The sequence below is a fragment of the Anaerococcus nagyae genome, from assembly GCF_040364225.1.
In the GTDB taxonomy this organism is placed as follows: domain Bacteria; phylum Bacillota; class Clostridia; order Tissierellales; family Peptoniphilaceae; genus Anaerococcus; species Anaerococcus nagyae.
On the sequence record NZ_AP031484.1, the window covers coordinates 664,807 to 688,829 of the forward strand.

At 29.9% G+C, this 24,023-nt stretch carries 27 protein-coding genes and 1 tRNA gene; 25 read left to right on the top strand and 3 right to left on the bottom strand.

Features of this window, described 5'->3' with window-relative positions:
* Positions 1-139: 139 nt before the first annotated feature.
* Positions 140-907, top strand: coding sequence for a hypothetical protein (locus tag ABXG81_RS03070; RefSeq protein WP_117520729.1), 768 nt, complete (start codon positions 140-142; stop codon positions 905-907).
* A 79-nt stretch (positions 908-986) separates the two neighbouring features.
* On the opposite strand, the gene ABXG81_RS03075 is transcribed toward ABXG81_RS03070, so the two are convergent.
* Positions 987-1,220 (bottom strand): hypothetical protein, encoded by a 234-nt coding sequence (locus tag ABXG81_RS03075; RefSeq protein WP_117520731.1) that lies wholly within the window; start codon positions 1,218-1,220, stop codon positions 987-989.
* A 241-nt stretch (positions 1,221-1,461) separates the two neighbouring features.
* Positions 1,462-1,818 carry a plasmid mobilization relaxosome protein MobC gene (gene mobC / locus ABXG81_RS03080; RefSeq protein WP_209814596.1) on the bottom strand — a complete coding sequence of 119 codons (357 nt, stop codon included), beginning with the start codon at positions 1,816-1,818 and terminating at the stop codon, positions 1,462-1,464.
* A gap of 329 nt (positions 1,819-2,147) precedes the next feature.
* Here mobC and ABXG81_RS03085 point away from each other — a divergent pair, with 329 nt between their 5' ends.
* The 5 genes from ABXG81_RS03085 to ABXG81_RS03105 all read left to right on the top strand — a co-directional run bounded on the left by ABXG81_RS03085 (position 2,148) and on the right by ABXG81_RS03105 (position 4,670).
* Entirely contained in the window at positions 2,148-2,786 is a 639-nt protein-coding gene (locus ABXG81_RS03085; RefSeq protein WP_316122324.1) for a hypothetical protein, read from the top strand.
* Positions 2,764-3,213 (top strand): response regulator transcription factor, encoded by a 450-nt coding sequence (locus tag ABXG81_RS03090; protein WP_245325661.1) that lies wholly within the window; start codon positions 2,764-2,766, stop codon positions 3,211-3,213. The genes ABXG81_RS03085 and ABXG81_RS03090 overlap by 23 nt, the downstream gene beginning before the upstream one ends.
* A 62-nt stretch (positions 3,214-3,275) precedes the next feature.
* Positions 3,276-3,359: a hypothetical protein gene (locus ABXG81_RS03095; RefSeq protein WP_316235683.1), complete on the top strand. Its 84-nt coding sequence runs from the start codon at positions 3,276-3,278 to the stop codon at positions 3,357-3,359.
* Between the two features lie 260 nt (positions 3,360-3,619).
* Entirely contained in the window at positions 3,620-4,126 is a 507-nt protein-coding gene (locus ABXG81_RS03100) for an isochorismatase family cysteine hydrolase (protein ID WP_117520760.1), read from the top strand.
* Positions 4,127-4,154: 28 nt separating this feature from the next.
* The gene (locus ABXG81_RS03105) at positions 4,155-4,670 is read left to right on the top strand and encodes a hypothetical protein (RefSeq protein WP_209813546.1); all 516 of its coding nucleotides are present in this window, start codon (positions 4,155-4,157) and stop codon (positions 4,668-4,670) included.
* 27 nt (positions 4,671-4,697) lie between these two features.
* Here ABXG81_RS03105 and ABXG81_RS03110 read toward each other — a convergent pair whose 3' ends face one another.
* A complete protein-coding gene (locus tag ABXG81_RS03110) occupies positions 4,698-5,120 on the bottom strand; it encodes a PaaI family thioesterase (RefSeq protein WP_209813549.1) in 423 nt (140 codons plus the stop codon).
* Positions 5,121-5,232: 112 nt separating this feature from the next.
* Between ABXG81_RS03110 and ABXG81_RS03115 the strand changes: the two genes are divergently transcribed.
* The 19 genes from ABXG81_RS03115 (at position 5,233) to ABXG81_RS03205 (ending at position 24,023) form a co-directional block, all read left to right on the top strand.
* Positions 5,233-6,519: a CapA family protein gene (locus ABXG81_RS03115; RefSeq protein WP_353529090.1), complete on the top strand. Its 1,287-nt coding sequence runs from the start codon at positions 5,233-5,235 to the stop codon at positions 6,517-6,519.
* Positions 6,519-7,085, top strand: a complete 567-nt coding sequence (locus tag ABXG81_RS03120) for a phosphatase PAP2 family protein (protein WP_353529091.1) — start codon at positions 6,519-6,521, stop codon at positions 7,083-7,085. The genes ABXG81_RS03115 and ABXG81_RS03120 overlap by 1 nt, the downstream gene beginning before the upstream one ends.
* 30 nt (positions 7,086-7,115) lie before the next feature.
* Positions 7,116-7,202 (top strand) — tRNA-Leu (locus tag ABXG81_RS03125).
* Between the two features lie 362 nt (positions 7,203-7,564).
* Positions 7,565-10,207, top strand: coding sequence for a DNA polymerase I (gene polA, locus ABXG81_RS03130; protein WP_353529092.1), 2,643 nt, complete (start codon positions 7,565-7,567; stop codon positions 10,205-10,207).
* Positions 10,194-10,787, top strand: coding sequence for a dephospho-CoA kinase (coaE, locus tag ABXG81_RS03135; protein WP_209813554.1), 594 nt, complete (start codon positions 10,194-10,196; stop codon positions 10,785-10,787). Before polA ends, coaE begins: the two co-directional genes overlap by 14 nt.
* Positions 10,784-11,440 carry a lytic transglycosylase domain-containing protein gene (locus tag ABXG81_RS03140; RefSeq protein ID WP_353529093.1) on the top strand — a complete coding sequence of 219 codons (657 nt, stop codon included), beginning with the start codon at positions 10,784-10,786 and terminating at the stop codon, positions 11,438-11,440. Before coaE ends, ABXG81_RS03140 begins: the two co-directional genes overlap by 4 nt.
* Positions 11,441-11,501: 61 nt before the next feature.
* Positions 11,502-12,833, top strand: coding sequence for an electron transport complex subunit RsxC (gene rsxC, locus ABXG81_RS03145; protein WP_353529094.1), 1,332 nt, complete (start codon positions 11,502-11,504; stop codon positions 12,831-12,833).
* A gap of 2 nt (positions 12,834-12,835) precedes the next feature.
* Positions 12,836-13,810 (top strand): RnfABCDGE type electron transport complex subunit D, encoded by a 975-nt coding sequence (locus ABXG81_RS03150; RefSeq protein WP_117520778.1) that lies wholly within the window; start codon positions 12,836-12,838, stop codon positions 13,808-13,810.
* Positions 13,803-14,342 (top strand): FMN-binding protein, encoded by a 540-nt coding sequence (locus tag ABXG81_RS03155; RefSeq protein ID WP_117520780.1) that lies wholly within the window; start codon positions 13,803-13,805, stop codon positions 14,340-14,342. The genes ABXG81_RS03150 and ABXG81_RS03155 overlap by 8 nt, the downstream gene beginning before the upstream one ends.
* Positions 14,343-14,350: 8 nt before the next feature.
* Entirely contained in the window at positions 14,351-15,022 is a 672-nt protein-coding gene (locus ABXG81_RS03160) for an electron transport complex subunit E (protein ID WP_117520782.1), read from the top strand.
* A 9-nt stretch (positions 15,023-15,031) separates the two neighbouring features.
* The gene (locus ABXG81_RS03165; protein ID WP_117520784.1) at positions 15,032-15,604 is read left to right on the top strand and encodes an RnfABCDGE type electron transport complex subunit A; all 573 of its coding nucleotides are present in this window, start codon (positions 15,032-15,034) and stop codon (positions 15,602-15,604) included.
* Positions 15,605-15,613: 9 nt separating this feature from the next.
* Positions 15,614-16,414, top strand: a complete 801-nt coding sequence (locus ABXG81_RS03170) for an RnfABCDGE type electron transport complex subunit B (RefSeq protein WP_117520785.1) — start codon at positions 15,614-15,616, stop codon at positions 16,412-16,414.
* Positions 16,415-16,551: 137 nt separating this feature from the next.
* On the top strand, positions 16,552-16,947 hold the full coding sequence (locus tag ABXG81_RS03175) for a NusG domain II-containing protein (protein ID WP_117520787.1): 396 nt from the start codon (positions 16,552-16,554) through the stop codon (positions 16,945-16,947).
* A gap of 2 nt (positions 16,948-16,949) precedes the next feature.
* A complete protein-coding gene (locus ABXG81_RS03180) occupies positions 16,950-17,480 on the top strand; it encodes a Gx transporter family protein (RefSeq protein ID WP_117520790.1) in 531 nt (176 codons plus the stop codon).
* Positions 17,464-18,144 (top strand): DNA repair protein RadC, encoded by a 681-nt coding sequence (gene radC / locus ABXG81_RS03185; RefSeq protein WP_353529095.1) that lies wholly within the window; start codon positions 17,464-17,466, stop codon positions 18,142-18,144. Before ABXG81_RS03180 ends, radC begins: the two co-directional genes overlap by 17 nt.
* Positions 18,145-18,155: 11 nt before the next feature.
* Entirely contained in the window at positions 18,156-19,166 is a 1,011-nt protein-coding gene (locus ABXG81_RS03190) for a rod shape-determining protein (RefSeq protein WP_117520794.1), read from the top strand.
* A 6-nt stretch (positions 19,167-19,172) separates the two neighbouring features.
* Positions 19,173-20,066 (top strand): rod shape-determining protein MreC, encoded by an 894-nt coding sequence (gene mreC / locus ABXG81_RS03195; protein ID WP_117520796.1) that lies wholly within the window; start codon positions 19,173-19,175, stop codon positions 20,064-20,066.
* The gene (gene mreD, locus ABXG81_RS03200; protein ID WP_117520797.1) at positions 20,059-20,547 is read left to right on the top strand and encodes a rod shape-determining protein MreD; all 489 of its coding nucleotides are present in this window, start codon (positions 20,059-20,061) and stop codon (positions 20,545-20,547) included. Before mreC ends, mreD begins: the two co-directional genes overlap by 8 nt.
* A 14-nt stretch (positions 20,548-20,561) precedes the next feature.
* Complete coding sequence (locus ABXG81_RS03205; protein ID WP_353529096.1) at positions 20,562-24,023, top strand: penicillin-binding transpeptidase domain-containing protein; 3,462 nt, start codon at positions 20,562-20,564, stop codon at positions 24,021-24,023.

Consider the following 24,023-nt stretch of genomic DNA (forward strand, 5'->3'; position numbering starts at 1 on the left):
AATTCAGAATATTAAAAAACTATTGCTTTTTTTGTATACACGTGGTATACTACTATAAATTAATAATAGATACGTATTAATTATTAGAAAATAACTATCTTCTATATGTACTTAATTAATTTTAGAAAGGAGTATTAAAGTGAAAAAAATTTTTAGTGCAATCTTATCATTTTTTATAGTTTCATATATGGCTGTTCCAGTATTTGCTGCCAATGTATCTTATCTAGATAATGAACTTCCTGATTTTGTTCCGGCCGATGATGAAATTAACCAAGAAGTTATTGATAAATATGGTATTTCTTCTACTGATGAGTTTGGGAATGAAGTTATTATTATTCCAATGGGGCCATCGACTAATGGTGAATATATCGAATCGCAAAATGATAATCAAGATGAAGACATCGAGGGTTATGTTCATGATGGTCATGTTATACCCGACAATGTAATAGATAACGATGCTCCTCAGCTATATCATTTCAGCCTCACTCCTCATACACATGAAGTAATAAATCTTAAAAAATCAAGTGGAAAATGGAAGAAGCCAGTTACTTCTTATGCAGATCAAGGTTTTGAAATCTCAAAAGAATACAACAAATCGGTAGTAATCAATGCTTCTTTAAACTTAAACGGTGGTATTAGTAAGAAGACCGCAGAAGCTTCCATAGGTGCTAGTATTGGTGGCTCTTATACTCGTGGTTCAAGTGAAACCTATACAGCAAAGGTTCCTAAAGGATATAAAGGACGTATAGTATATTATTACGACTGTACTACATACAAATTTACCAATAAAACTACTTATGTATGGCAAAATACTACCCCACCATTAAAAACTTACGAATATAATGCTTGCTCTGCTCAAGGAGCACCTCGTAACGGATATTTTGGACTAGAGCTTATTAAACGCTAATTTGTAACTATAACAACTGACTAAATGACAAAAAGGCTGCTTCATAATTTAAAAATTTAAATATGAAGCAGCCTTTTATTTATTTAACTTTTTGTAAAAATCCTATAAATGCAATTATTAGACCAAAGACTCCTAAAAGAAAAAAAACAATAGCTATCGGTGTTACTCCATGTAATTTCCAAATATCTATAAAATAATTTGAACTATCCATAGTAAGAGGACTCACCACTGCAGCACCAACAAGAATCGCAAAGCTAATAATGCCAGTAAAAAACATAGAAATACCTAAAAGCAATAACTTAAGTGTTTTCATTTTCCCACTCTCCTTTATTTTTTTCTCTTCTATTCAAATTGAATATAAAATATCGTACGTCATTCCCTGTAAATGTCAAACAAGGAAGAGCATAGTAAATGTAATGTGAGACAAATATTGGAAGTCTTCGGACTGACTTTATTTTCTTTACCTTACATTGCTTTACTGTATAGCTTTATATTATTGCATTTTTTCATTATTCTATATTGTATCAATACTATGTATTTTCGTAATTGCCGTACTAATCACAAGAACTTTCTTTTGATTTATTAAGGAGAAGGGAATGGATCTGCCATATTTCTTTTGATAAGTTTTCTATCTGCTTATTCATTGATTCAATTTCATTTTTGTAAATAACACCAGTTGTATTAGTAGCTTTTGCAATCTGGTTTATATTATTTGTTATATTTGAAAGCAGCCATTGTAGGTTTCTAAATGGTTCTAAATCTACTACATAAATTTCTTTTTTTAATACACATTTTCTAAGAAAGTGGGACATTGTTTTGCAATTTGCAAGTTTCATTTTCTTTTCAAAAACTTCCTTTTCTTCTTTAGTTAGTTTTATTTCTATTCTTTCATCTCTAAATCTATTTGCCATTTTATTCTCCTTTATAAAATATATTTCGGGGTCTTAGGGTTCTCCCTAACAAGGTAAAAATTAAAAAAATGGAGCATTCCGTAAGATCTGCTCCATTAATTTTTCGTAAGTGTCTGTACACTTACTGTGCTTGCTATTAAAGTTATAAGCGTTAAGCGTATATTTAATTTTATATCTAAAAACCTAATTTTGAAATTATAATAGCTCCAATAACTGCACTAATAACCGTAGCAATTATACCGAATATCCACTTCATTATATAATTATGATTTTTTATCCTAGAAATAAAATGATTGTAAGAGATTCCTTTATTTGACATAGATCCTTTCATGGTAAATATATTTTATAATTTAATATTTCTTTTATTAGAAAGCTGCTTTGTTATATTCCTTAAAGAAAAAGAAAACACCTATGAAAAAACTTATAAATTGTATTATTTATCCTTAAAAGATCCTGATATAGTTTATGCCAAAAATATTTTAAGAGATCTTGAAAAAAAATCGAGAAATATAATGAAATTCTATCAATCTAATCTATTTGAAAAATCTAATATTAATACTTCGATATCAGCAATATTTGAAAATTTATCATCTTTATATCCTAATAAGGATATTAAAACTGAACAGATTATAGATAAACAACTGTTAAATGAAAAAAATAATAGAAGTATGAAATTGATTTCAGTGATAACAAAAGAATTAGTAAACAATGTTTATAAACATTCAGATGCAACTTATTTAATATATATGTTGTTTAAAGAAGGAGACTCTGTAATAATAGAGATAAATAGTGATGGAGCTAACATAGAGGATTTTAAAAACATTAAAGAGTCTAGGAGAGGTGTTTTGTTACTAAATCTTTTAATTGATTCTAATTCAGGAAATATAGAGTACAAATTAAACGATAATGTACTTTCTACTAGGGTAGTTTTGGAGGTAGATTATAATGAAAATTCTTTTATTGGATGATCATAAAATATTTGGCCAATCTTTAAAACAATTGTTAAAAGAACAAGATGATATAGAATTATGCGATTACATATCTAGTATAGATAAGCTTTTCAGAAGATTAAAAGTGGAAAAATACGATATTCTTTTAATTGATATAAATTTAAAGCATAAGATAACTGGCCTTGAATTAATTGAAAAAATTTTAAATAAGTATCAAAATCAAAAAATAATTATTTTGACCTCCTGTGACCTAGACAACTACAGAAACACTGCTTTAAAATTAGGAGCAAAAGACTTTATAAATAAATCTATAGAAATAGAAGACTTGTTTAAAAGAATTAAAGATGTTTATGAAGGTAGGTATAAAAACATATATAAGGTAAATACTGATCTACTAACAAAGCGTGAGCTTGAAGTACTTAATGAACTAATAAGGGGGGGATAATAAAAAAATATAGCTAAAAAACTTTTATAAGTGAAAGAACATTATACAATCACATAGCTAATATATATGATAAATTAGGAGCTAAAAATATTGTAGAAGCCTATAATAAGGCTATGGATATTGGATATATTAATCCAGTTATGTAATTAAAATATATTGATTCACTATTTTGGAGATTTATAACTATGTCTCCATTATTTTTAATGAATTTCTAGATTATATTTTTAAAAGAGAGTCTAATTGGTGTGATAAAAATATATAAAATGAATAAGCTATTTTTACAACTGTTCGATTATAAGTTATCTTAATAGATATTATGTTTTTTGCAATGAATGGCTTTACAAGTAGTTAGAATAATGGTTGCTCACTGTATATACATTTGTTATAATAAAGAAAAGGAGAAATTATGGAAGTTTTGGTAATAATAGATTTGCAAAATGATTTTATAGATGGAACATTGGGAAATACTGGTAATGATCAGATAATAGAGCCTATAGAAAACTTAATTGAAGATTTTGATGGTGAAGTAATATTTACAAGGGATACCCATAATGAAGATTATCTAAATACATTAGAAGGTAAAAATTTACCAGTAACCCATTGTATAAAGGACACTTACGGTTGGCAAATAAGAATTGATACAAAAGGCTATAAAATTTTTGATAAGAACACTTTTGGATCTTATGATTTAGTTAGTTATCTAAAAAATTTAGATGAAAGAGAAAAAATTGAAAAGATAAGTTTTGTAGGTATATGTACTGATATTTGTGTAATTTCAAATGCAATTTTAGTGAGGAATGCTTTGCCAAATACACCTATTAATGTTATAAGTTCAATGTGCAAGGGGACAAGCGATGCTAATCATAGATTAGCCTTAGAAGCTATGAAATCTGTGCAAATTAATATAGTATAATGGGTATAATCTCTTTAAGGAGATTGACATGAATGAAATAAATAAATCTGAATTTAAAGATACAGAATCTGTAAAGAAGTTAGTAAGCAGATATAATATTAATGCTCTTTTATTTGCTCTTGGAATTTTTATAATCATAGTTGCTATAATTCCTTATTTTTTTATAAAAAATGAGAATATAACTAATAAAATATTACCTTCTCTTATAATTCTTGCAGTTGGAGTAATTTTAATTGTTACTGGTAAAATAAGGATGGGAAAGATTCAAGAAAATGTCGATGGAAAGTATACTGTGGCAGCTTTTGAATACATAGATTTACAAAGAAAGTCTTATAATAAAATTTTTAGAAAAGATTTGGTTATTGGGATATTGCTTATGATACTAATTCCGTTTATATATTTTCTAGTTACTAATAATGCAAATTATATGGCTAATAAAACAGCTAAATATTTGTATAGTATTTTACTTTTATTTTTGGGTGTAGCATTATTTATGATAACATATAGTAAAGGTAAAAAAGATGCTTATAAAATTTTGGGATAAGAAAGGGCTGCTTAATCAGCCCAATTTTTAATATTTCTTATAATTTTCATTTATTAAATTTTCCATCATTTTTGACTTTTGTATATCTAATTCATTACTAATTACTGTACATTCAGTTCTATTGATAGCTGCAAGATCTGTATCGTCGGACCATATTTTACAATCAACTGTTACTGTTCTTTTACCTCTTTTTACAAGTTCTGCTCTTGCGTAAATATACTCCGTTTTAATTATAGGTTTTAGGAAATTTGTATAGGAGCTTTGAGTTGGAGCCAAATATTTTTTGTCAATTGCTACTAACCCAGTGGCTAAGTCCCCTATAGCCATGATTATAGCTCCATGAACACTACCTAATTCATTTATATATACATCTTTGTAGGGTATTCTTAATTCTACAACTTCACTGTTCATTATATGATATTCTGGATCTAAAAATTCGTTAAATGTCATTTATTTCTCCTTCTATTTATTAATTATACCAATCATTCTAATAAATTATGTATATTTTATTTACAATATGGGTTAAAATATATATGTGCGTGCAAAAGATAGGAGAGTTTTGATGAAAGATTTTAGGAAGATATTACTGATATTAATATTTATTTTTATTTTTAGTGCGTGTGGAAATGAAAAACAAGAAGGAGTTAAGGAGCCTATAAGAACTGCAGATTCATTAGATAATATGCTAAGAAAAGGGAATTTAAATAAAACAGAACAGAAAACTTCTAATAAGCAAGTAAGTGAAGATAAGGATCCTAGAAAAGATGAAACAAGTGAAGAAACTATAAGTAGAGAAGATAGAATAGAAACCATAACTCTAAAGGCAGTTGGAGATATAATGGCAAATATGGGTCAAATTGAGTATGCCTATAACAAAGGGAATGGATCGTATGATTTTAAAGATTCCTTTAAGTATATATCAGATTTTATAAGTGATGCAGATATAGCAATTGCTAATTATGAGACAACTACAGATCCAAATAAAGCTTATGCAGGTCACCCAAGGTTTAATGCACCTACAGAATATTTAAAGGCTATTGCTGATGCTGGTTTTGATATAGTAACTACTGCCAATAATCACTCCTTAGACTCTGAAATGGAAGGGATAGGAACAACTATAGATGCTATAGAAGAAGCAGGACTTGACCATGTTGGGACAAGAAAAAGCGGAAATGAAAGATATATTATAAAAAAAGTCGGTGATATAAATATAGCTTTCTTATCATATACCTACGGATGTAATGGCATTGAAGATTTATTTGTAGTAAGAGATGAAGTTGATCAAGTAAACTATATACATGAAGATTTAATTAAAAAGGATATAAGAGATGCGAAAGAGCATGGAGCGGATTTTGTAGTAGTTTATCCACATTGGGGCATAGAACTAAGGTCAGATGTTGATCAAAGTCAAATAGACCTAGGTCATAAGATGATTGACTGGGGAGCAGATTTAGTTATTGGTAATCACCCACACGTAGTAGAACCCTATGAATTATATGAATCAGAAAATGGAAATAAAGGATTTATTGCCTATGCTTGTGGTAACTTTATAAGCATACAAAATCTTGAAACTGTAAATGATATTAGAACAGAACAATCAGTAGCTTATGAGTTTAAATTATCTAAAAATTTATCTGATGATTCTACAAGTATTGACCAAATAGATGAATATCCTCTTTGGGTTGGTATGACTTATAATGAATATGGAAGAAGTGTTAGTACGTATAGGTGTGAAGATTTCTTAGAAGGCGGTAAGTACTATGATAAGGTAGATGAAAATCAAAGAAATAGGATTCAACAAGCTTATGATGATACTAATAAAATACTTCATTCAATGGAAGGTGAGTAATGACAACGTGGATAAGTTTTGAACTTAATATATTAAAGGCAATCCAATATATATCAAATCCTACTCTAGACTCATTTTTTGTGAGTATAAGTGCCTTGGGTAATGGATCAATATTTTGGATAGCTTTTATTTTATTTTGTTTATCTACTAAAGAATATAAAAAAATGGGCAAGGTAATGATTATTGCTTTTATTTTAAATCTACTTTTAGTGAATATTTTATTAAAAAATATAGTAGGGAGAGTTAGACCCTATAATTATGTTAACAATATAAAACTCCTAGTTCCAGCTTTATCAGATGGTTCTTTCCCATCTGGACATGCTTCGTATGCATTCACCTTTGCAACTATATTAGCTTTTATGGCTAGAGGCAAGATGCTTAAAATATTTATAGCTATATTAGCAATATTGATAGCATTTAGTCGCTTATACTTATTTGTTCATTTTCCATCAGATGTAATCGTTGGAGCAGTAGTTGGTATATTGATAGGTACCTTTTCAATGAGAGCATATTTTAAAGGATATATTAATCAAATTTTTGATAAATTTAATTTACAAAGAGAATAAATTATGCTATAATCATCTAGTAACTATTAAGCTGGTGTGTTGGAATTGGCAGACGAGACAGACTCAAACTCTGTTGTCCATTAGGGCGTGTGGGTTCAAGTCCCACCACCAGCACCAAAAAGTATTTACAAGATCCTTGAATAGTTATATTCAAAAGGTATGAAATTAAAGTTAGATGACTTGTCTGGCTAAGTTAGAATGAATTTTGTTATTAAATCACAGACATGTCTTTAAAAACTTAGAAAATTTAATACATATTTACTAAGGGGCTGTTGCAAAACTATGAATAATTATCGTCTCATCATTATAAGGTTCTTTTAGGAAATTTTTTACATAGCTTGTCGGCTTGTCGAGGCAAAATTTCCGTAGAGATTCTTCTAATGATTTTAGGATGATTTATTCATTCTGCAACAGTCCCTTTCTAGTAAAAACTTTTAAATATGATTTAGATACGTTATACTATAAGTAAGGAGTTACAAATGAGTAAAACACTTATGTTAATAGATGGATCAAGCTTAATATTTAGAGCGTTTTTTGCTTTACCTAACCTTACTAATAATGATGGGGTTATGACTAATGGAGTCTATGGATTTTTGACCATGTATCAAAACGCCTTTGATAAATATAATCCTGATTCAGTTTTGGTTGCCTTTGATAGATCTTCCAAAACTTTTCGTCATGAAGAATTTAAAGATTATAAGGCTACTCGTGATAAGATGCCCTCAGAACTAGGCTATCAGTTTGGAATTTTAAAAGATATACTCGATTCTATGAAAGTTTCATATACAGATTTAGATGGTTTTGAAGCTGATGACATAGTTGGTACCTATGCACAAATGGGTCAAGAAGAAGGTTATGAAGTTGTAATAATTACAGGGGATCGTGATTATTTACAATTAGTTGATGAACATATAACTGTATATCTTACTAAAAAAGGTATATCTGATATGACAGAATATACCATTGATAAAATAAAGTATGAATATGGCTTAACACCAAAGCAACTTATAGATGTGAAAGGCCTTGAAGGAGACAAGTCAGATAACATTCCAGGTGTAGATGGTATAGGTCCTAAAAAGGCTAGAGATTTTATTCAAAAATATGGCTCTATAGAAGGGCTATATGAACATATTGATGAAGTAACTGGTAAGAAGACTAAGCAAACTCTCATTGATAGTGAATCTATCGCTTACATGAGCAAAAAAATTGGAACTATAGTAAAAAATGCTCCTGTAGATATAGATCTTGACGATTTAATTCTTAGCGAGCCTGATTATCCAGCTCTTAAAGAGAAATTTTCTAAATATAATTTTAATAAATTTTTAGAAAAAATCGAAGGAAAAACAGATCAAGCTAATAAAGATAGAGAATTTCCTTATAAAGAAACTGATGATTATGACAAACTTTTAGAAATTATAAAGAGAAATAAGGAATTTAGCTTTAAGTCTATTTTTGATGGTGAGAATTATATTCATTCAAGTATTTATAAAATAGCAATAAAAACTCATAAAACAGATACTTACATAATATCTCCAGATGAAAAATTTATTAATTCATTTAAGGAAGTTTTTGAAGATCCAACTATAGTAAAAAATTCATTTGATATAAAAGAAGATGCAGTATTATTAGCTAAGCTCTCTATAGACTTAAACTTAGATTATGATGATTTAATGCTCATGCACTATTTGATTGATCCGTCAAGATCTTCTTATGATATTAAGACTTTAAGTCAAGTTTATTCTGATTATGAAGTTATAAATGAAGTGGATTTAATAGGAAAAGGGGCAAAGACTAAAAAATATTCTGAAGTAAATAAAGAAGAAATGAATTCATATTTTGCTTCTTATCTTTATACTATAGAAAAATCTAAAGATAAACTAATTGAAGAGTTAAATACTTATAGTATGTATGATCTGTATAAAGATATAGAGATCAAACTATCAAAAGTTCTTGCAAAGATGGAAATCACCGGTTTTGTCACAGATAAAGAAGTTTTAGAAGATTTAAAAGCTGAAATCGATAAAGTTTTGGATGGACTTACTAGAGATATTTATGATCTTGCTGGTAGCGAATTTAATATAAATTCTCCAAAACAATTAGGAGAAGTATTATTTAAAGATCTCTCTTTACCAGTTATAAAAAAGACTAAAACAGGGTTTTCAACGAATGCGAAAGTTTTAGAAAAACTAAGAGATGAACATCAAATAATACCAAAAATTGAAAAATATCGCGAGATGTATAAATTGCGCTCAACATATATAGAGGGATTGGAAAGTTCCATAGATAATGATGGAAGAATTAGATCAACCTTTAGACAAAATATAGCTACTACAGGAAGATTATCATCTACTGAACCAAACCTACAAAATATACCAATTAGAACAGAAGAAGGAAGAAAGATCAGAAAAGCCTTCAAGGCTAGTCCAGGTAAGATTTTAATAGATGCGGATTATTCACAAATAGAGCTTAGAATTTTAGCTTCACTTTCTGAAGATAAAAACATGATAGATGCTTTTGTCAATGGAGTGGATATTCATACAAAAACTGCCTCAAAAGTTTTTAATACACCAATTGAAAAAGTAAGTAAAGTTCAAAGGTATAATGCTAAAGCTGTAAATTTTGGGATTATTTATGGAATAAGTGATTATGGACTTTCTCAAAATCTTGATATACCAAGACCTCTTGCAAAAGAGTATATAGAAAGCTTTTTTGCAGGCTATCCAAAAATTAAAGAATATATGGATGGTGTTAAAGAGACTGCAAAAGAACAAGGCTATGTTGATACTTTATTTAATAGACGTAGATATGTTCCAGAAATTAGCTCTAAAAATTTCAATGTTAGAAGTTTTGGAGAAAGGGTTGCTCTTAATACCCCTATTCAAGGAACAGCAGCAGATATTATTAAAATTGCCATGATAAATGTAGATGCAAATTTAAAAAAAGCAGGAATTGATGCAAAAATCATTCTTCAAATTCACGATGAGATCATCTTGGAAGCTTCACATGAAGATAAGGATACGGCTATGGAAATTTTAAAAGAATCTATGGAATCTGCTGCAAAATTGAAAGTTCCATTATTGGTAGAAATTGATACAGGAGATAGCATGTATGAATCCAAGTAAAATAGTAATTACTGGAACTATCGCTTCAGGCAAGTCAACTTTATCAAAACTTTTAAAAGAATTAGGTTATAAAGTTTTATCATCAGATGATATAAATAGAGAACTTTTAGAAAAAGGTGAGGCAAATTATCAAGCTATTAAAGACTCTAATTTGTTTGATGAAGCTTTCATAGAAGATAAGTTGGATAAGAAGAAGTTAGCTAAAATTATATTTTCGGACAAAGAAAAACTAGAGATTCTAAATAAACTAACCCATAAAAATATATTGAATAGAATAGATTATTTGGTAAAATATTCCAAAGAAAAAGTTGTATTTATCGAAATTCCTTTATATTTTCAATTAAAGGAAAGATTTGATAATGATCAGGTATGGCTAGTTGTAGCTGATTATCAAACCCAACTTGAAAGATTGATGCAGAGAGATAATATAGATTTAGTTTATGCAAAGGCTAAAATACAAACTCAACAAGATTTAATAAGAATGAAAGCTAACAGCGATGTAGTATTTGATAATAGTTCATCAATTGAAGAACTCAAGGAACAGTTAAAACAAGTTTTGGAAGATAAGGACTTATTATGAAAGTTTTAAAGATTATAGGAAAAGTATTGGGCTTTATTATACTTGCTATCATAACCTTGATACTAGCAACTTATGGTATAATTGCCTATCAAACTTCAAGAACTCAAATAGATTATCAAGATGAAATAACAGAGTATTCTGAAAAGTATAATGTAGATCCGATCTTAACTGCATCCATTGTAAAAGTAGAATCTGATTTTGACAATGATGCAAAAAGTCATCAAGGAGCCCAAGGTCTGATGCAACTATTAGATGAAACAGCTAGACATTCTGCAGAGGTTGTTGGAATAGATTATTATCCAGAAAAACTTAATGATATTGATTATAATTTAAATTTAGGAGTAGGTTACTATAATTACTTATATAATTACTACAATAATAGAAAATTAGCTCTTGCCGCTTATAATGGTGGTGTTGGAAATGTTGATAAATGGATAAAACAAGGAATTATAGATAAGAACAATCCAGATATTTCAAAGATTCCTTTTGATGAAACTAGACAATATGTTACTAAGGTAGAAGCAACTTATGATGTTTATAAAACTTTTTATAAAGATAGCTTACCAGATAATAATACTTTAACAAATTTAGAACAATTAAGTTATAATAATTTTATGAAATTTGTCAACCAAATACTATTTAATGTAGTTTGAGTTGATGAATGTGTAAAATTCATTTATAATAGAACAGAGAATAATTATTAAGGAGATGTATATGGCAGCAGATGTTATGACATTTAAAAAGGGTGTCCACATCGATGAGTTCAAAGAGCTATCTGAGAATAGTGATTTACTAGTATTAGATACGCCAAGTGAAGTTATCATTCCACTTACTCAACATATAGGTGCACCAAGCAAATGTCTTGTAAAAAAGAAAGATGAAGTTAACATTGGAGATTTGATCGGCCAAGCTGTTGGTAATTTTTCAGCGAATATCCACTCTTCTGTAGCTGGAGTTGTAAAGGATATCATCGATATTCAAACAGCATCAGGGAAAAATTCCCAAGCAGTAGTAATAGATACTGAAGGATATGATCAAACTAGAGAGTACATATTAAATGAAAATGTTGATTTACATAAAGAAGAGATAGTAGAAAAAATCAAAGAGGCTGGAATAGTAGGAATGGGTGGAGCAGCATTCCCTACACACATTAAGTATTCACCAAATAAACCTGTAGATACAGTGCTTGTTAATGGTGCAGAATGTGAACCATATGTAACATGTGATGACTTTTTGATGAAACATAAGCCTGAAAACATTGTTAGAGGTTTAGAATTATTAGTGGTAGCTAGTGGAGCAAGCCAAGGGATTATCGCCATTGAAGATAATAAACCTGAAGCGTTTGAAAAAATAAACTCATACATAGCTAATAATCCATCAAAAGCTAGCAATAAACCTAACATAAAGGCAGTAAAACTTGCAACAAAATATCCTCAAGGTGATGAGAAAAGATTGATTGATGCTACACTTTCTAGAACTGTACCATCAGGTGGTCTTCCTATGGATGCTGGTGTTATCGTTTCTAATATTTCTACTGTAAATGCAGTTTTCGAAGCAATTTATTACGATAAACCACTTATAGAAAGAATAATGACTGTTACAGGACATAATATCAATACTCCAAAAAATGTTGTAGTTAAGATTGGTACACCATTTGAATACGCTATTGATGCAGTTGGTGGAACAAAAGGAGAAATTGGTAAACTTATTAACGGTGGACCAATGATGGGTATTGCTCAACCAAATGCAAATAACCCAGTAGAAAAAGCTACAAACTGTATTTTAGTTCAAACTAAAGAAGAAGCTAAACCAGAAGATATAAATCCATGCATTAGATGTGCACGTTGTGTAGACGTATGCCCAGTTAACTTAATGCCACTTTATATCCATAAGTTTTCTTTAAATGAGAAACTGGATAAAGCGGAAAATTATAGAATTATGGATTGTATTGAATGTGGATCATGTTCATATATTTGTCCATCAAAAAGACCTTTAGTTGAAGCTATTAGATTTGGTAAGAGACAAATTAGACAGGCAGGTAAGTAAATATGGAAAATACACAAAAATTATTAGTAACATCCTCTCCTCATGTTAGAAGTAAACGTACAGTACATAAGGAGATGCTTGATGTAATAATAGCCTTAGTTCCTGCAGGAATTGCAGCTGTTTACTTTTTTGGCTATAGAGCGTTAATTTTAATGCTTGCTTCAGTTTTGACATGTGTTTTGACTGAAACAATATTTAATAAAGCAACAAAAAGAGATAATACAATAAGAGATTTATCAGCGGTTGTAACTGGTTTGTTATTAGCCTATAACGTACCTTGCACTTTACCGGTTTGGCAAATAGTTATTGGAGCGATTTTTGCTATAGCTGTTGTAAAAATGCCTTTTGGCGGTTTGGGACAAAATATTGTAAACCCTGCTCTTGCAGCACGTGCATTTTTATTAGCAAGTTGGTCAAGCAATATGTCAGAATTTGTATCACCTCAAAGAGTAGATTTATTAAGTACAGTTGGTGATGTATCAGCTGTATCTAGTGCTACACCATTATCTGATCCAGCAAGTTATAAAATAATGGATTTATTCTTAGGTAATATTCCTGGATCTTTAGGTGAAGTTTCAGCTTTGGCATTATTAATTGGATTTATCTATCTATTAATTAGAAAAGTTATTAATATTAAAATGCCTTTAATATACATATTAACAGCTACTGTACTGGGTGGTTTATTCCAAGGATTTGATAATATATTAGGATATATACTTTCTGGTGGTTTATTACTTGGAGCTTTCTTTATGCTAACAGATTATACAACAAGCCCAGTTACACCAAAAGGACAAATAATATATGCAGTACTTGCAGGTTTACTAACAGCGATTATTAGATCTTTTGGTGGATATCCAGAAGGTGTAAGTTATTCTATCTTACTTGCAAATCTAGTTGTACCAATTATAGAAAAATATACTAGACCAAAAGTATTTGGTGTAGATTATAGCAAACAAAAAGGAGTGGAAAATGAATAATTTTAAATTAGGTTTAAGATTATTTGCCATTACAGCAGTAGTAGCTTTAGCACTTGCTTTTACAAATAGTCTAACAGCTCCAGTAGTTGCAGAAAATCAAGCAAAAGAATTAAAAGAATCTTTATCTGTAGTTTATCCTGCAGATTCTTATGAAGAAATAGATGTCAAAAAACCAGATACAATAGAAAATGTTTATAAAGCAATTACAAGTGATGGAGAAGGGTATGTATTCCAAATCAATTCTCCAGGTGGATATGGTGGAGATATTGAATACCTAATAGGTGTTGACAAAGACCATAACATTGTTGGATTTGCTCCATTAAATCACTCAGAGTCACCAGGATTTGGTGCTGAAATGGAACAAGATTTCTTTAAAGAGGGAATGGTTGGAGTAAATATGGATAATGAAGTTGGCTATTCAGAAGCTGGTGGCGAAAATGAAATAGTAGGTATTTCTGGAGCAACATATTCAACTCAAACTATTGTAAATGGTATAAATGATGCTAGAGAAGTACTAGCTAATCTAAATTAGGAGTTATTATGGAACAACAATTAGACAGACCTCTTGTAGACGAAAATACAAAGGTAGATAGTAAAAGAAAACAGAAAGTAAGCCTAGGTAAGGTATTTTCCGATGGTATATTTAAAAATAATCCAGTCTTTGTACAATTAGTAGGAATGTGTTCAGTCCTAGGGGTTTCATCATCTATGCAAAATGCTATTGGTATGGGATTATCAGTTATATTTGTATTAGTGATGAGTAACTTAGTAGTTTCCCTACTTAGAAACTTCATTAAAGATGAAATCAGAATTCCAGCTTTTATCGTAATTATCGCAGGTTTTGTAACTATAGTTCAATTATTCTTAAGAGCTTATGTACCATCATTGTATAAATCACTTGGTATATTTATCCCTCTTATAGTAGTAAACTGTGTAATACTTGCTCGTGCAGAAGGGTTTGCTTCAAAAAATGGTCCTTTAGCTTCAATTATTGATGGACTTGGACAAGGACTTGGCTATACTATAGCTATTTCTGTTTTAGCTTTTGTAAGAGAATTATTAGGAGCAGGAACAGTATTTGGTAAAACAATAATCCCAGCAGATTATACAATTGGATTTTTACAACAACCAGCTTCATCATTTATAGTCTTAGGAATATTATTTGCAGCTTATGCAGCTCATAATAATAAAAAAGCAAGAACAACTAAATAGGGAGGGAATATGTCAGACTTATTAGCAATAATTATTGGATCAATATTTGTATCCAACTATGTTTTAGGACAATTCTTGGGAATTTGCCCTACTTTAGGTGTAACAAGCAAAGTTGATACAGCTCGTGGTATGAGTTTCGCAGTTATATTTGTAATTACTTTATCATCAATAGTAACCTGGTTTATTCAATACTACTTACTTGAGCCATTACATATAGAATATTTACAAACAGTTGTATTTATCTTAGTAATTGCATCATTAGTACAAGCAGTTGAAACAGTTATGAAAAAAAATATGCCAAGCTTATATGGAGCCTTAGGTGTATTTTTACCACTTATTACTACAAACTGTGTAGTACTTGGTGTAGCTATAAAAACAATTACAAACTCTTACAATTTGCTTGAAACAATTGTATACGCTCTTTCTTCATCAGTTGGATTTATGCTAGCAATGATGATACTAGCTTACCTAAGAGAAAGAATTGCAGGAAGTGATACTCCAGAAGCCTTTAAAGGTGCGCCAATGAGTCTAATTACTCTTGGTCTTATGTCAATAGCATTTATGGGCTTTGCAGGATTATAGGAGTCATTTATGAATGAAATATTATTACCAGTTGTAGTTCTTGGTGTTCTAGGATTTTTATTTGCTACGCTCCTTGGACTAATTAGTTCAAAATTCAAAGTTGAAACTTCAGTTACAGAAGAAGAAGTAAGAAATGCTCTTCCAGGTGCAAACTGTGGTGCATGTGGATATCCAGGTTGTGATGGATGTGCAGCAGCCATAGCTAAAGGTGAAGCACCTGTGGATGCCTGTGTAATAGGTGGTCCATCAACAACTGCAAACGTAGCTAAAGCTATGGGAGTTGAAGCTGTGGCAAATGATAATAGACAAGTTGCAGTTGTAAAATGTAATGGTGACTGTGATTCCGCCAAAGATATGTTTGAATATTCAGGATTAACGGATTGTAGAGCTCAAATTGCTTTATTTGGAGGGAAAAAAGAATGTAATTATGGATGCTTAGGTTGTGGAACATGTGAAAATACATGCCCATTTGATGCTATACATGTACATAATGGAGTTGCTAAAGTTGATCGTAATAAATGTGTTGCATGTGGAAAATGTGTTGCAGCTTGTCCAAAAGATATTATAAGCCTAGTACCATACTCACAAAAAGCAGTAGTATTATGTTCAAATCAAGAAAAAGGTAAGGATGCACGTAAAAAATGTGATAAAGCTTGCATAGCATGTACACTTTGTGCAAAAACTTATCCGGAAGGATTTGAGATGAAGAAAAATTTATCAGAAGAAGTTATTAATAACGACTTAGATCCTGAATTATTACAACAAGCTGCAGATAAGTGTCCAAATTCTTGTATAGAAGTATTTAATTAATAAAAATAAGATAAACCGGTTATCCGGTTTATTTTTTTACAAAAAAATACTTATTTTATGCTTAATTGACATTAAAAACTAATAAATGTAAACTCATATAATGAGGCATTTTATTAATCATATTAAAGAGGTATTTTATGAAAATCAAAAAGGGTGATATTATAATATCCATTTCCTTGCTTGTAATAAGTATTTTAATGGCATTTACTATATCAAATAAGAATATAGAAAAAATTAGCAACAACACAAGTAAGCTACTAAGGGTTGAGAAAAATTCTAAGCTTCTATATGAATTACCCTTAGATGAAGATCGTGAAATAGTTTTACAGGATAACAACAAATATAATAAGATTATAATAAAGGATGGTAAAGTATATATGAAAGAAGCAAATTGTAGAGATCAGATTTGTGTTCATATGCATCCTATAAAAGAAATGGGTGAAACAATAATTTGCTTACCAAATCAAGTTTTTCTTGAAATAATAGATCCTAATAGTGACACAAATAATGATATAGATAAGGTTGTTAGATAATAATGAAAGATACAAAAACAGTAACAAATATAGCTTTGCTTACAGCAATGGCTTTAGCTATTTCAATTATAGAATACTCTATACCAGTTCCTGTTCCGATACCAGGAGCTAAGCTTGGATTCTCTAATATGATTTTATTATTAGCCTTATATATATATGGATTTAAGGTGGCTTTTTTAGTAGGAATATTAAAATCTTTTTTACTTATGCTTATTACAGGTTCTGTAACAGCATTTTTCTATTCATTTGCTGGTGCAATACTTGCAAGTATTTCTATGGGATTTGCTTTAAAATATTGTAATAAATTTTTTAGCTTTATAGGTATAAGTGAAATCGGAGCTTTTTTTCATAACTTTGGACAAATTTTTGTTGCATCAATTGTGATGGGAAATATAAAAATGTATATCTACTTTCCGGCTTTAGTAATTATGGGTGTATTTACTAGTTTTTTTGTAGGTCTAAGTGTTAACTATATAACAAAACATATGGATAAAATAAAATTTGGAGTTAATTCAAATGAAAAAAACAATTAAAGATTTGGATCAAGATGATAGACCTAGAGAAAAATTAATAAAATATGGGGCAGATCTTCTTACAGATGAGGAATTACTTGCAATAATTATTGCTACGGGTAATAAAGAAAAAAACGTCATAGAATTATCAAAAGAAATATTAGATACTTTCTCTTACGAAGATCTTGCAGATATTGAAGTGGCTGAGCTAACACATATTAATGGAATAAAGAATGCAAAAGCCTGTTCTATTGTGGCATCTTTAAGGCTAGGAAAAAGAATCGCTCAAAAAGTTATGGAAAGAGAAATTATAAAAATAGAAAAAAGTGAAGATATTTATAATTATTTGAAAAATGAACTGGCTAATAAAAAGAACGAATACTTTTATGCTATCCTTTTAGATACTAAAAATGTTATAATATCTAAAGAAGTAATAAGTAAAGGAACACTTGATGCATCTTTAGTACACCCTAGAGAAGCATTTAAGGCAGCTATTAAAAAATCGGCTAAAAGTATAATCTTTGTTCATAACCATCCTAGTGGAGATGTGAATCCTTCTAAACATGACTTTTTGACAACAAGAAATTTAGTAGATGCAGGAAATATTTTAGATATAAAAGTTTTAGATCATATAATAATTGGTGATAATGATTATTATAGCTTTAAAAAAGAAGATTTAATTTAGGAGCAAAATAGATGAGTTTAAGAATGGTTGCTACAGATTTTGCCATAGATCTAGGTACTAGCAATATTTTAGTTTATAAAAAAAATGAAGGTATTATTTTAAATGAACCTTCACTCATAGTTTTAGATGAGAATAATACAAAAGTTTTGGCAATAGGTAATGAAGCTAAAGAAATGATAGGGAAGACTCCGAGTAATATTCACGTAGTAAAACCAATTGTAAATGGGGTTATAACTGATTTTAATTTAACTGAGGCTTTACTAAGCCACTTTTATAATGAAGTAAATCCAGGTATGGCATTTCTTCAACCCAAAGTAGTAATCTGTGTACCTAGTGGAATAACCGATATAGAATCAAGAGCAATAATAGATGCTGCACTTCATGCTGGAAGTAGGGATATCATACTTGTAGATGAGTCTTTAGCTGCCGCTTTTGGAATGGGGCTTACTCCAGAAGATCCTAAGGGATTGTTATTAATAAATTTAGGGGCAGGTACTACAGAGGTAGCTGTAATTTCACTTAATGGAATTGTTACAAGTAAAACATTAAACAAAGGTGGAGACTACATAGATGAAGCAATAATAGACCTAATAAGGGAAAACAAAAAACTTGATATAGGTAAAAATACGGCTGAAAATATAAAGGTTGATCTACTAAGTTTAAAAGTTAAAGATGCAGAAAAAGCAATTGATGTTGATGGAAGAGATTTATTAACTGCTGCTCCAAAAACAGTAAATGTATCTAGTAAAGATTTGGTAGACTGTATATTGCCTTTTGCAGATGATGTAGTTTCTATGATTTATGAAGTTTTAGAAAAAGTGCCACCAGAGCTAACTGCTGATATAAAAAGAGATGGATTTGCTTTAACAGGAGCATTTTCTAAAGCTAGTGGGCTTCGCGAATACATAGAAAATAAGTTAGGATTATCTTCATTTATGTCAGAAGATCCAGCTACTGATGCAATACTGGGAGCAGGTAAGATTTTAGAAGATCCAGATAGGTTTTATAAGTATCGTAAGTAGGTAAAAATGGCATATATAAGAAGAAAAAAATCAAACAAATCATTTATAATAACAATTCTAATCCTGATTATTACAATAATTATATCTTCACAGACAAATGTTGTATCAGATACAGGATCTAATCTTGCAAATTCAATACTAAGACCAGTTGAAAAGTTCACATATTCAGTATCTTCTGAAGTAATGGAACAAATAGAAAGAACTGTTGGGTCTAAAGAAACACGTAGTGAAGTTGAAAGATTAGAAGCGGAAAATAGATCATTAGTTATGGAAAATGCAAGACTAGCATCTGTAATTAATAAAGAAGAGTTTTTAAAAAATGAAGCAGAGGCAATTAACGATACACAAAATAAATATATGAAAGCAAGTGTTGTAAATACAGATATTAACTCATTAACTAGTTCATTTACTATCGATAAGGGTAAGAAAGATGGAGTTGCGGTAAATGATATAATCTTACAAGCTGTAGGTGATAGTAAGTACTATACAGGATTAGTAGGAAAGGTAACAGAAGTATTTGATACAACATCAAGAGTGGAAACTATAAATAATCAGGCCAATGATGTCTCATTTATAAATACAAGAAGTGGAGATTATGGAGTGATTGATAAATTTACATCAAGAACGATACAAGGTTATATGTTAGATGTAGAAAGTGAAGCCAAAAACTCAGATGTATTGATGACAAGTGGACTTGGTGGAGTTTATCCTTATGGAATCTACATTGGAACTATAAGTAATGTTTCAATGAGCCAAGACTCGCTTAGGAAAAATATAACAGTAGATTCACCAGTGGATTTTTCACATATATATAGGGTTTTAATTTTAAAAGGAAATACTGATTATTCTATAGATGAGAAAGAAAATTTAGAAAATAAGGAGGAGATTGTTAATGAATAAATTCAAAACTTTTTTAGTATTATTTATTAGTTTTATTCTCCAAACTACGATTTTTTCAAAAATTGATATTTTTGGTGCTAATATCAATTTATTAATTCCTGCCACAGTTGTACTAAGTCAAGTACTCGGTAAAAAGATAGGATCTTATGGTGGATTAATTGTAGGACTTATTGAAGATTTTTTGTTTACTAATTTAATAGGAGTCAGAGCCTTATCTTATTTTTTAATTGGCTCAATAGTAGCAAATGAAAGATTTAAATTCTCAAAGGATAAAACTAGTGGAATTGTACTTACATTTTTAATGACAATTTTAAACTTTCTAATCCTTTCTGCTTTATATTATTTAATTAGACAACAAACAAGTTTTGCTAACTATTTACCTATACCTCTGCTTATAGAGGCAATTTTAAATGCACTAATATATTTACTTTACAAGGCGATTGTAAAAAAAATTATGTATATACCAACCTATAGTATATAAGGGGTGATTGTTAGGTGAGAAAACAAAAAGAAAGAAGACTAATATTCATTGAGATACTTGTAATAGTACTAATGCTAATAATTGTTGGCAGATTATTTTCTGTAATGATAAGTCAGGGCGATTATTATAGGGATTTATCAGATAATAGAAAAGTTAAAGAAGTAGATGAGATTGCAAGTAGAGGAAATATCTATGATAGAAATGGTAAAATACTCGCAACAAGTGTTCCATCTTTTGCTGTACAAATTTATAAAGATCAGCTATTAGATCAAAAAGATGAAAAGAAAATTAAAAATCTAGATAAGTTAGTAACAATATTAGAAGCGGATGGTGTTAATTATACTGATGATTTTGCTATTAAACTAAATTCGTTCACTTACAAAAGAGATGAAGATTATTTTATTTTAGGACAAATGCCAAGTGAAGTTGTAGTTTCGACTCTGATTGACAATGGACTTGTAAATGAGTTTTTAACATCTGTTTATAAAGATGACAATGTTAAGTACGAGACTATGAGCACTGCACTTCTTGCATTAAAAAAACGTGGTATTGATATACCTGCTCACGTAAGTCAAAAAGATGGAGTTTTAAATGTAAAATTTAAAGATCACTCAGAAAATAAATTACGTGCTATTGGTTACACAAAAGAAGACAATCCAGTAGATGTAGTAATTAATTCTGTTGGAAATGATAGGTCTGTATTATTATCTATATTACAAAATTCAAATGCTAGACTACTTGCCTATAATATCCTTGAAAATAATGATTTGCTGGGAAATATTACTCTAAAACCATATGTAGTTAAAGCAGATGAAGATTTAATAGAAAAAAAAGCTAAATTATCGAAAGCTTATCCAGGAGTAACACTAAAAAGTACACCAGCTAATGATTTTTATGAGATAGTTAAAAGTTCTACAGTTGCTGATGTATTAACTCAAGCTACTGTAAATGAAGATGGCAAATACGTTATTCCAGCAGATACTCTAATACAACAATTAGAAAATAAAGGTATATATGCTAATTTTGAAACAGAAGTTATAACAGAAAATGAAGATGATAAAAATCTTTATACTGTTAAGATAAACTTTAAAAATGCTCAAGCAGGTTCTCCAGTTGATGAGCTTGCAAGGATAGCAGATGAAAATGATCTATTAAAACCACTTATCTTATCAGAAGATGTTAAGTATCTTGCTCAAAATGCAAATACTAAAAATAATATATATCCATCTATAGATATATCTGAAGAAGATCCTGAAAAATGGGATTATACTTTCAATATAGAAAAAAATAATTTTTATACTTATTATGCTAATAAGGATAAAGTTAACCCTAGAGATAAGGTTGTGGAGGTATTAGAAAATGAAGATGATGCAAAAGCTATTTTAGAATATCTAAAAAAAATTAATGGTTTAGAGGATTATAGTGACCCAGAAGTAGTTGGAATTTTAACTATAGATAATCAAGTAATGAGACAAGGTAACTTTGGATATAGGCCAATTAATCTAGTCTATAATATTGATGAATCTACTGTTTTAAAGATAGAAGAAAATATTGACTCTACTTCTGGTATACAAGTTGATACTATACCTATAAGATCCTATCCTAATAGATATCTTGCAAGTCATATTTTAGGATATATGGGACCTATAGCTACTACTGAAGAAGTAGATAAGTATGTGAATCAAAGGGATTATCTAAGAGATGAAATCATTGGTAAAACAGGTATAGAAGAATCTTATCAAGATAACTTAAAAGGTAAAAATGGAAAGAGTCTAGTAACAGTAGATTCCTCAGGAAATAGACGTCAAACTATATCGCAAACTCCATCAGAACCAGGAGACGATTTATATCTTTCAGTTGATTTAGATTTACAAAGACAAGCTGAAAAGTCTTTAGAGGGAGTATTGGAATCCTTGAGAAAAGGAGAAATGTATAAATCAGAGTATGGTTCATTTATGCCATTACGTCAAGCTCCCCATGCAAATAGTGGAGCAGTAGTAGTTTCAAATGTAAAAACTGGTGAAGTTCTAGCTATGGCGTCTTATCCGGAATATGATCCAAATCTTTTCTCAACAGGTATATCACAATCAGATTGGGAAAGTTTACAAGTAGAGGAAGATAGTGGTCCTTTGGTGCCAAGACCTATGCTAAATATTGCAACACAAACTGCGGTTATGCCAGGGTCAACATTTAAGCTTGTAACATCTCTAGCTGCTCTAGAAAATGGTCTTGATCCTCAAGCAGTTATTACAGATTATGGATATGTAGAAGTAGGAGATCAAACCTTTAATAACTTAGCTTGGACAGAGTATGGTATTACCCAAGGTGAGGAAAACTTATACGGAGCAATTAGAGATTCAAATAACTATTATTTCTATGTATTAGCTCTAGGAGAAAATCCACATGATGGTAAGTCCATTGGGACAAAATTAGAATTAAATGACATAAGAGTAGCAGCAGAAAAATTAGGACTTGATCAGCCAACTGGTATTGAAGTAAATATACCGAAAGAAACAACTGGCAATATCCCATCAATAGGCAAGAAAGTAGAAATAACTAAAACTATGCTACAAAACTATCTTGAAGATAGGTTACCAGTTTACTTAAAAGATGGCGTAAAAAAATCAAAAAGTGAATTTGAAAATGATGTTCTAGAAATTGTAAATATGACATCTAGTCCTAGCAAGTGGACTCGTAGTAAAATTATAGATTTCTTAGATGAAAAAGGATATAATGCAGAACAATCTTTAGGAGAAGATAGAGCAGGACTTGCAGATACTATAAAATTCACATATTTAAACCAAGCTGAATGGGATATTACAGATATGCTTAATATTGTAATAGGTCAAGGTCAAAACTCTTATACACCGATACAAATGAATAGAGCTATAGCAGGTCTTACAAATGGAGGATACTTAAATAAATTAACACTAGTAGATAAGATAACCAATCATGATTCAGGGGATGTTTTATTTAATAATGTTCCACAAAGAACTAGAATAGATTTAAAAGATAAAAAATATCTAGAAGATATTAAATACGGTACACTTTTAGTATCTCAAAATAATAAAATTTTAAATCAAATGCCAGTAGATATAGGAATTAAGACAGGTACTGCAGAAGTAGAAGGTAAAAATCCAGATGGGACAGATTATGATTCTTATGCTTGGATGGTAGGATTTGCTCCTTATGATGATCCAGAGATTGCGATTAGTATAGTATTAACTCAAGGAGATACATCCTATAATGCTTCTCCTATTATGCGAGACTTAGTATCTAAATACTTTGACTTAGATGTATTTATATCAAATTCAGGTGATACAAAACTTGATGCAGATATAACTGAATTAGGAGATTCTGTTACAAATGGCGATGAACCAAACATTAATCCAGACGAGTTAAATCTAGATGATGATGACCCTATAAGAAATGATAATCAATCACAAAATAAGACAAAAGATACAACTAGTAATTAG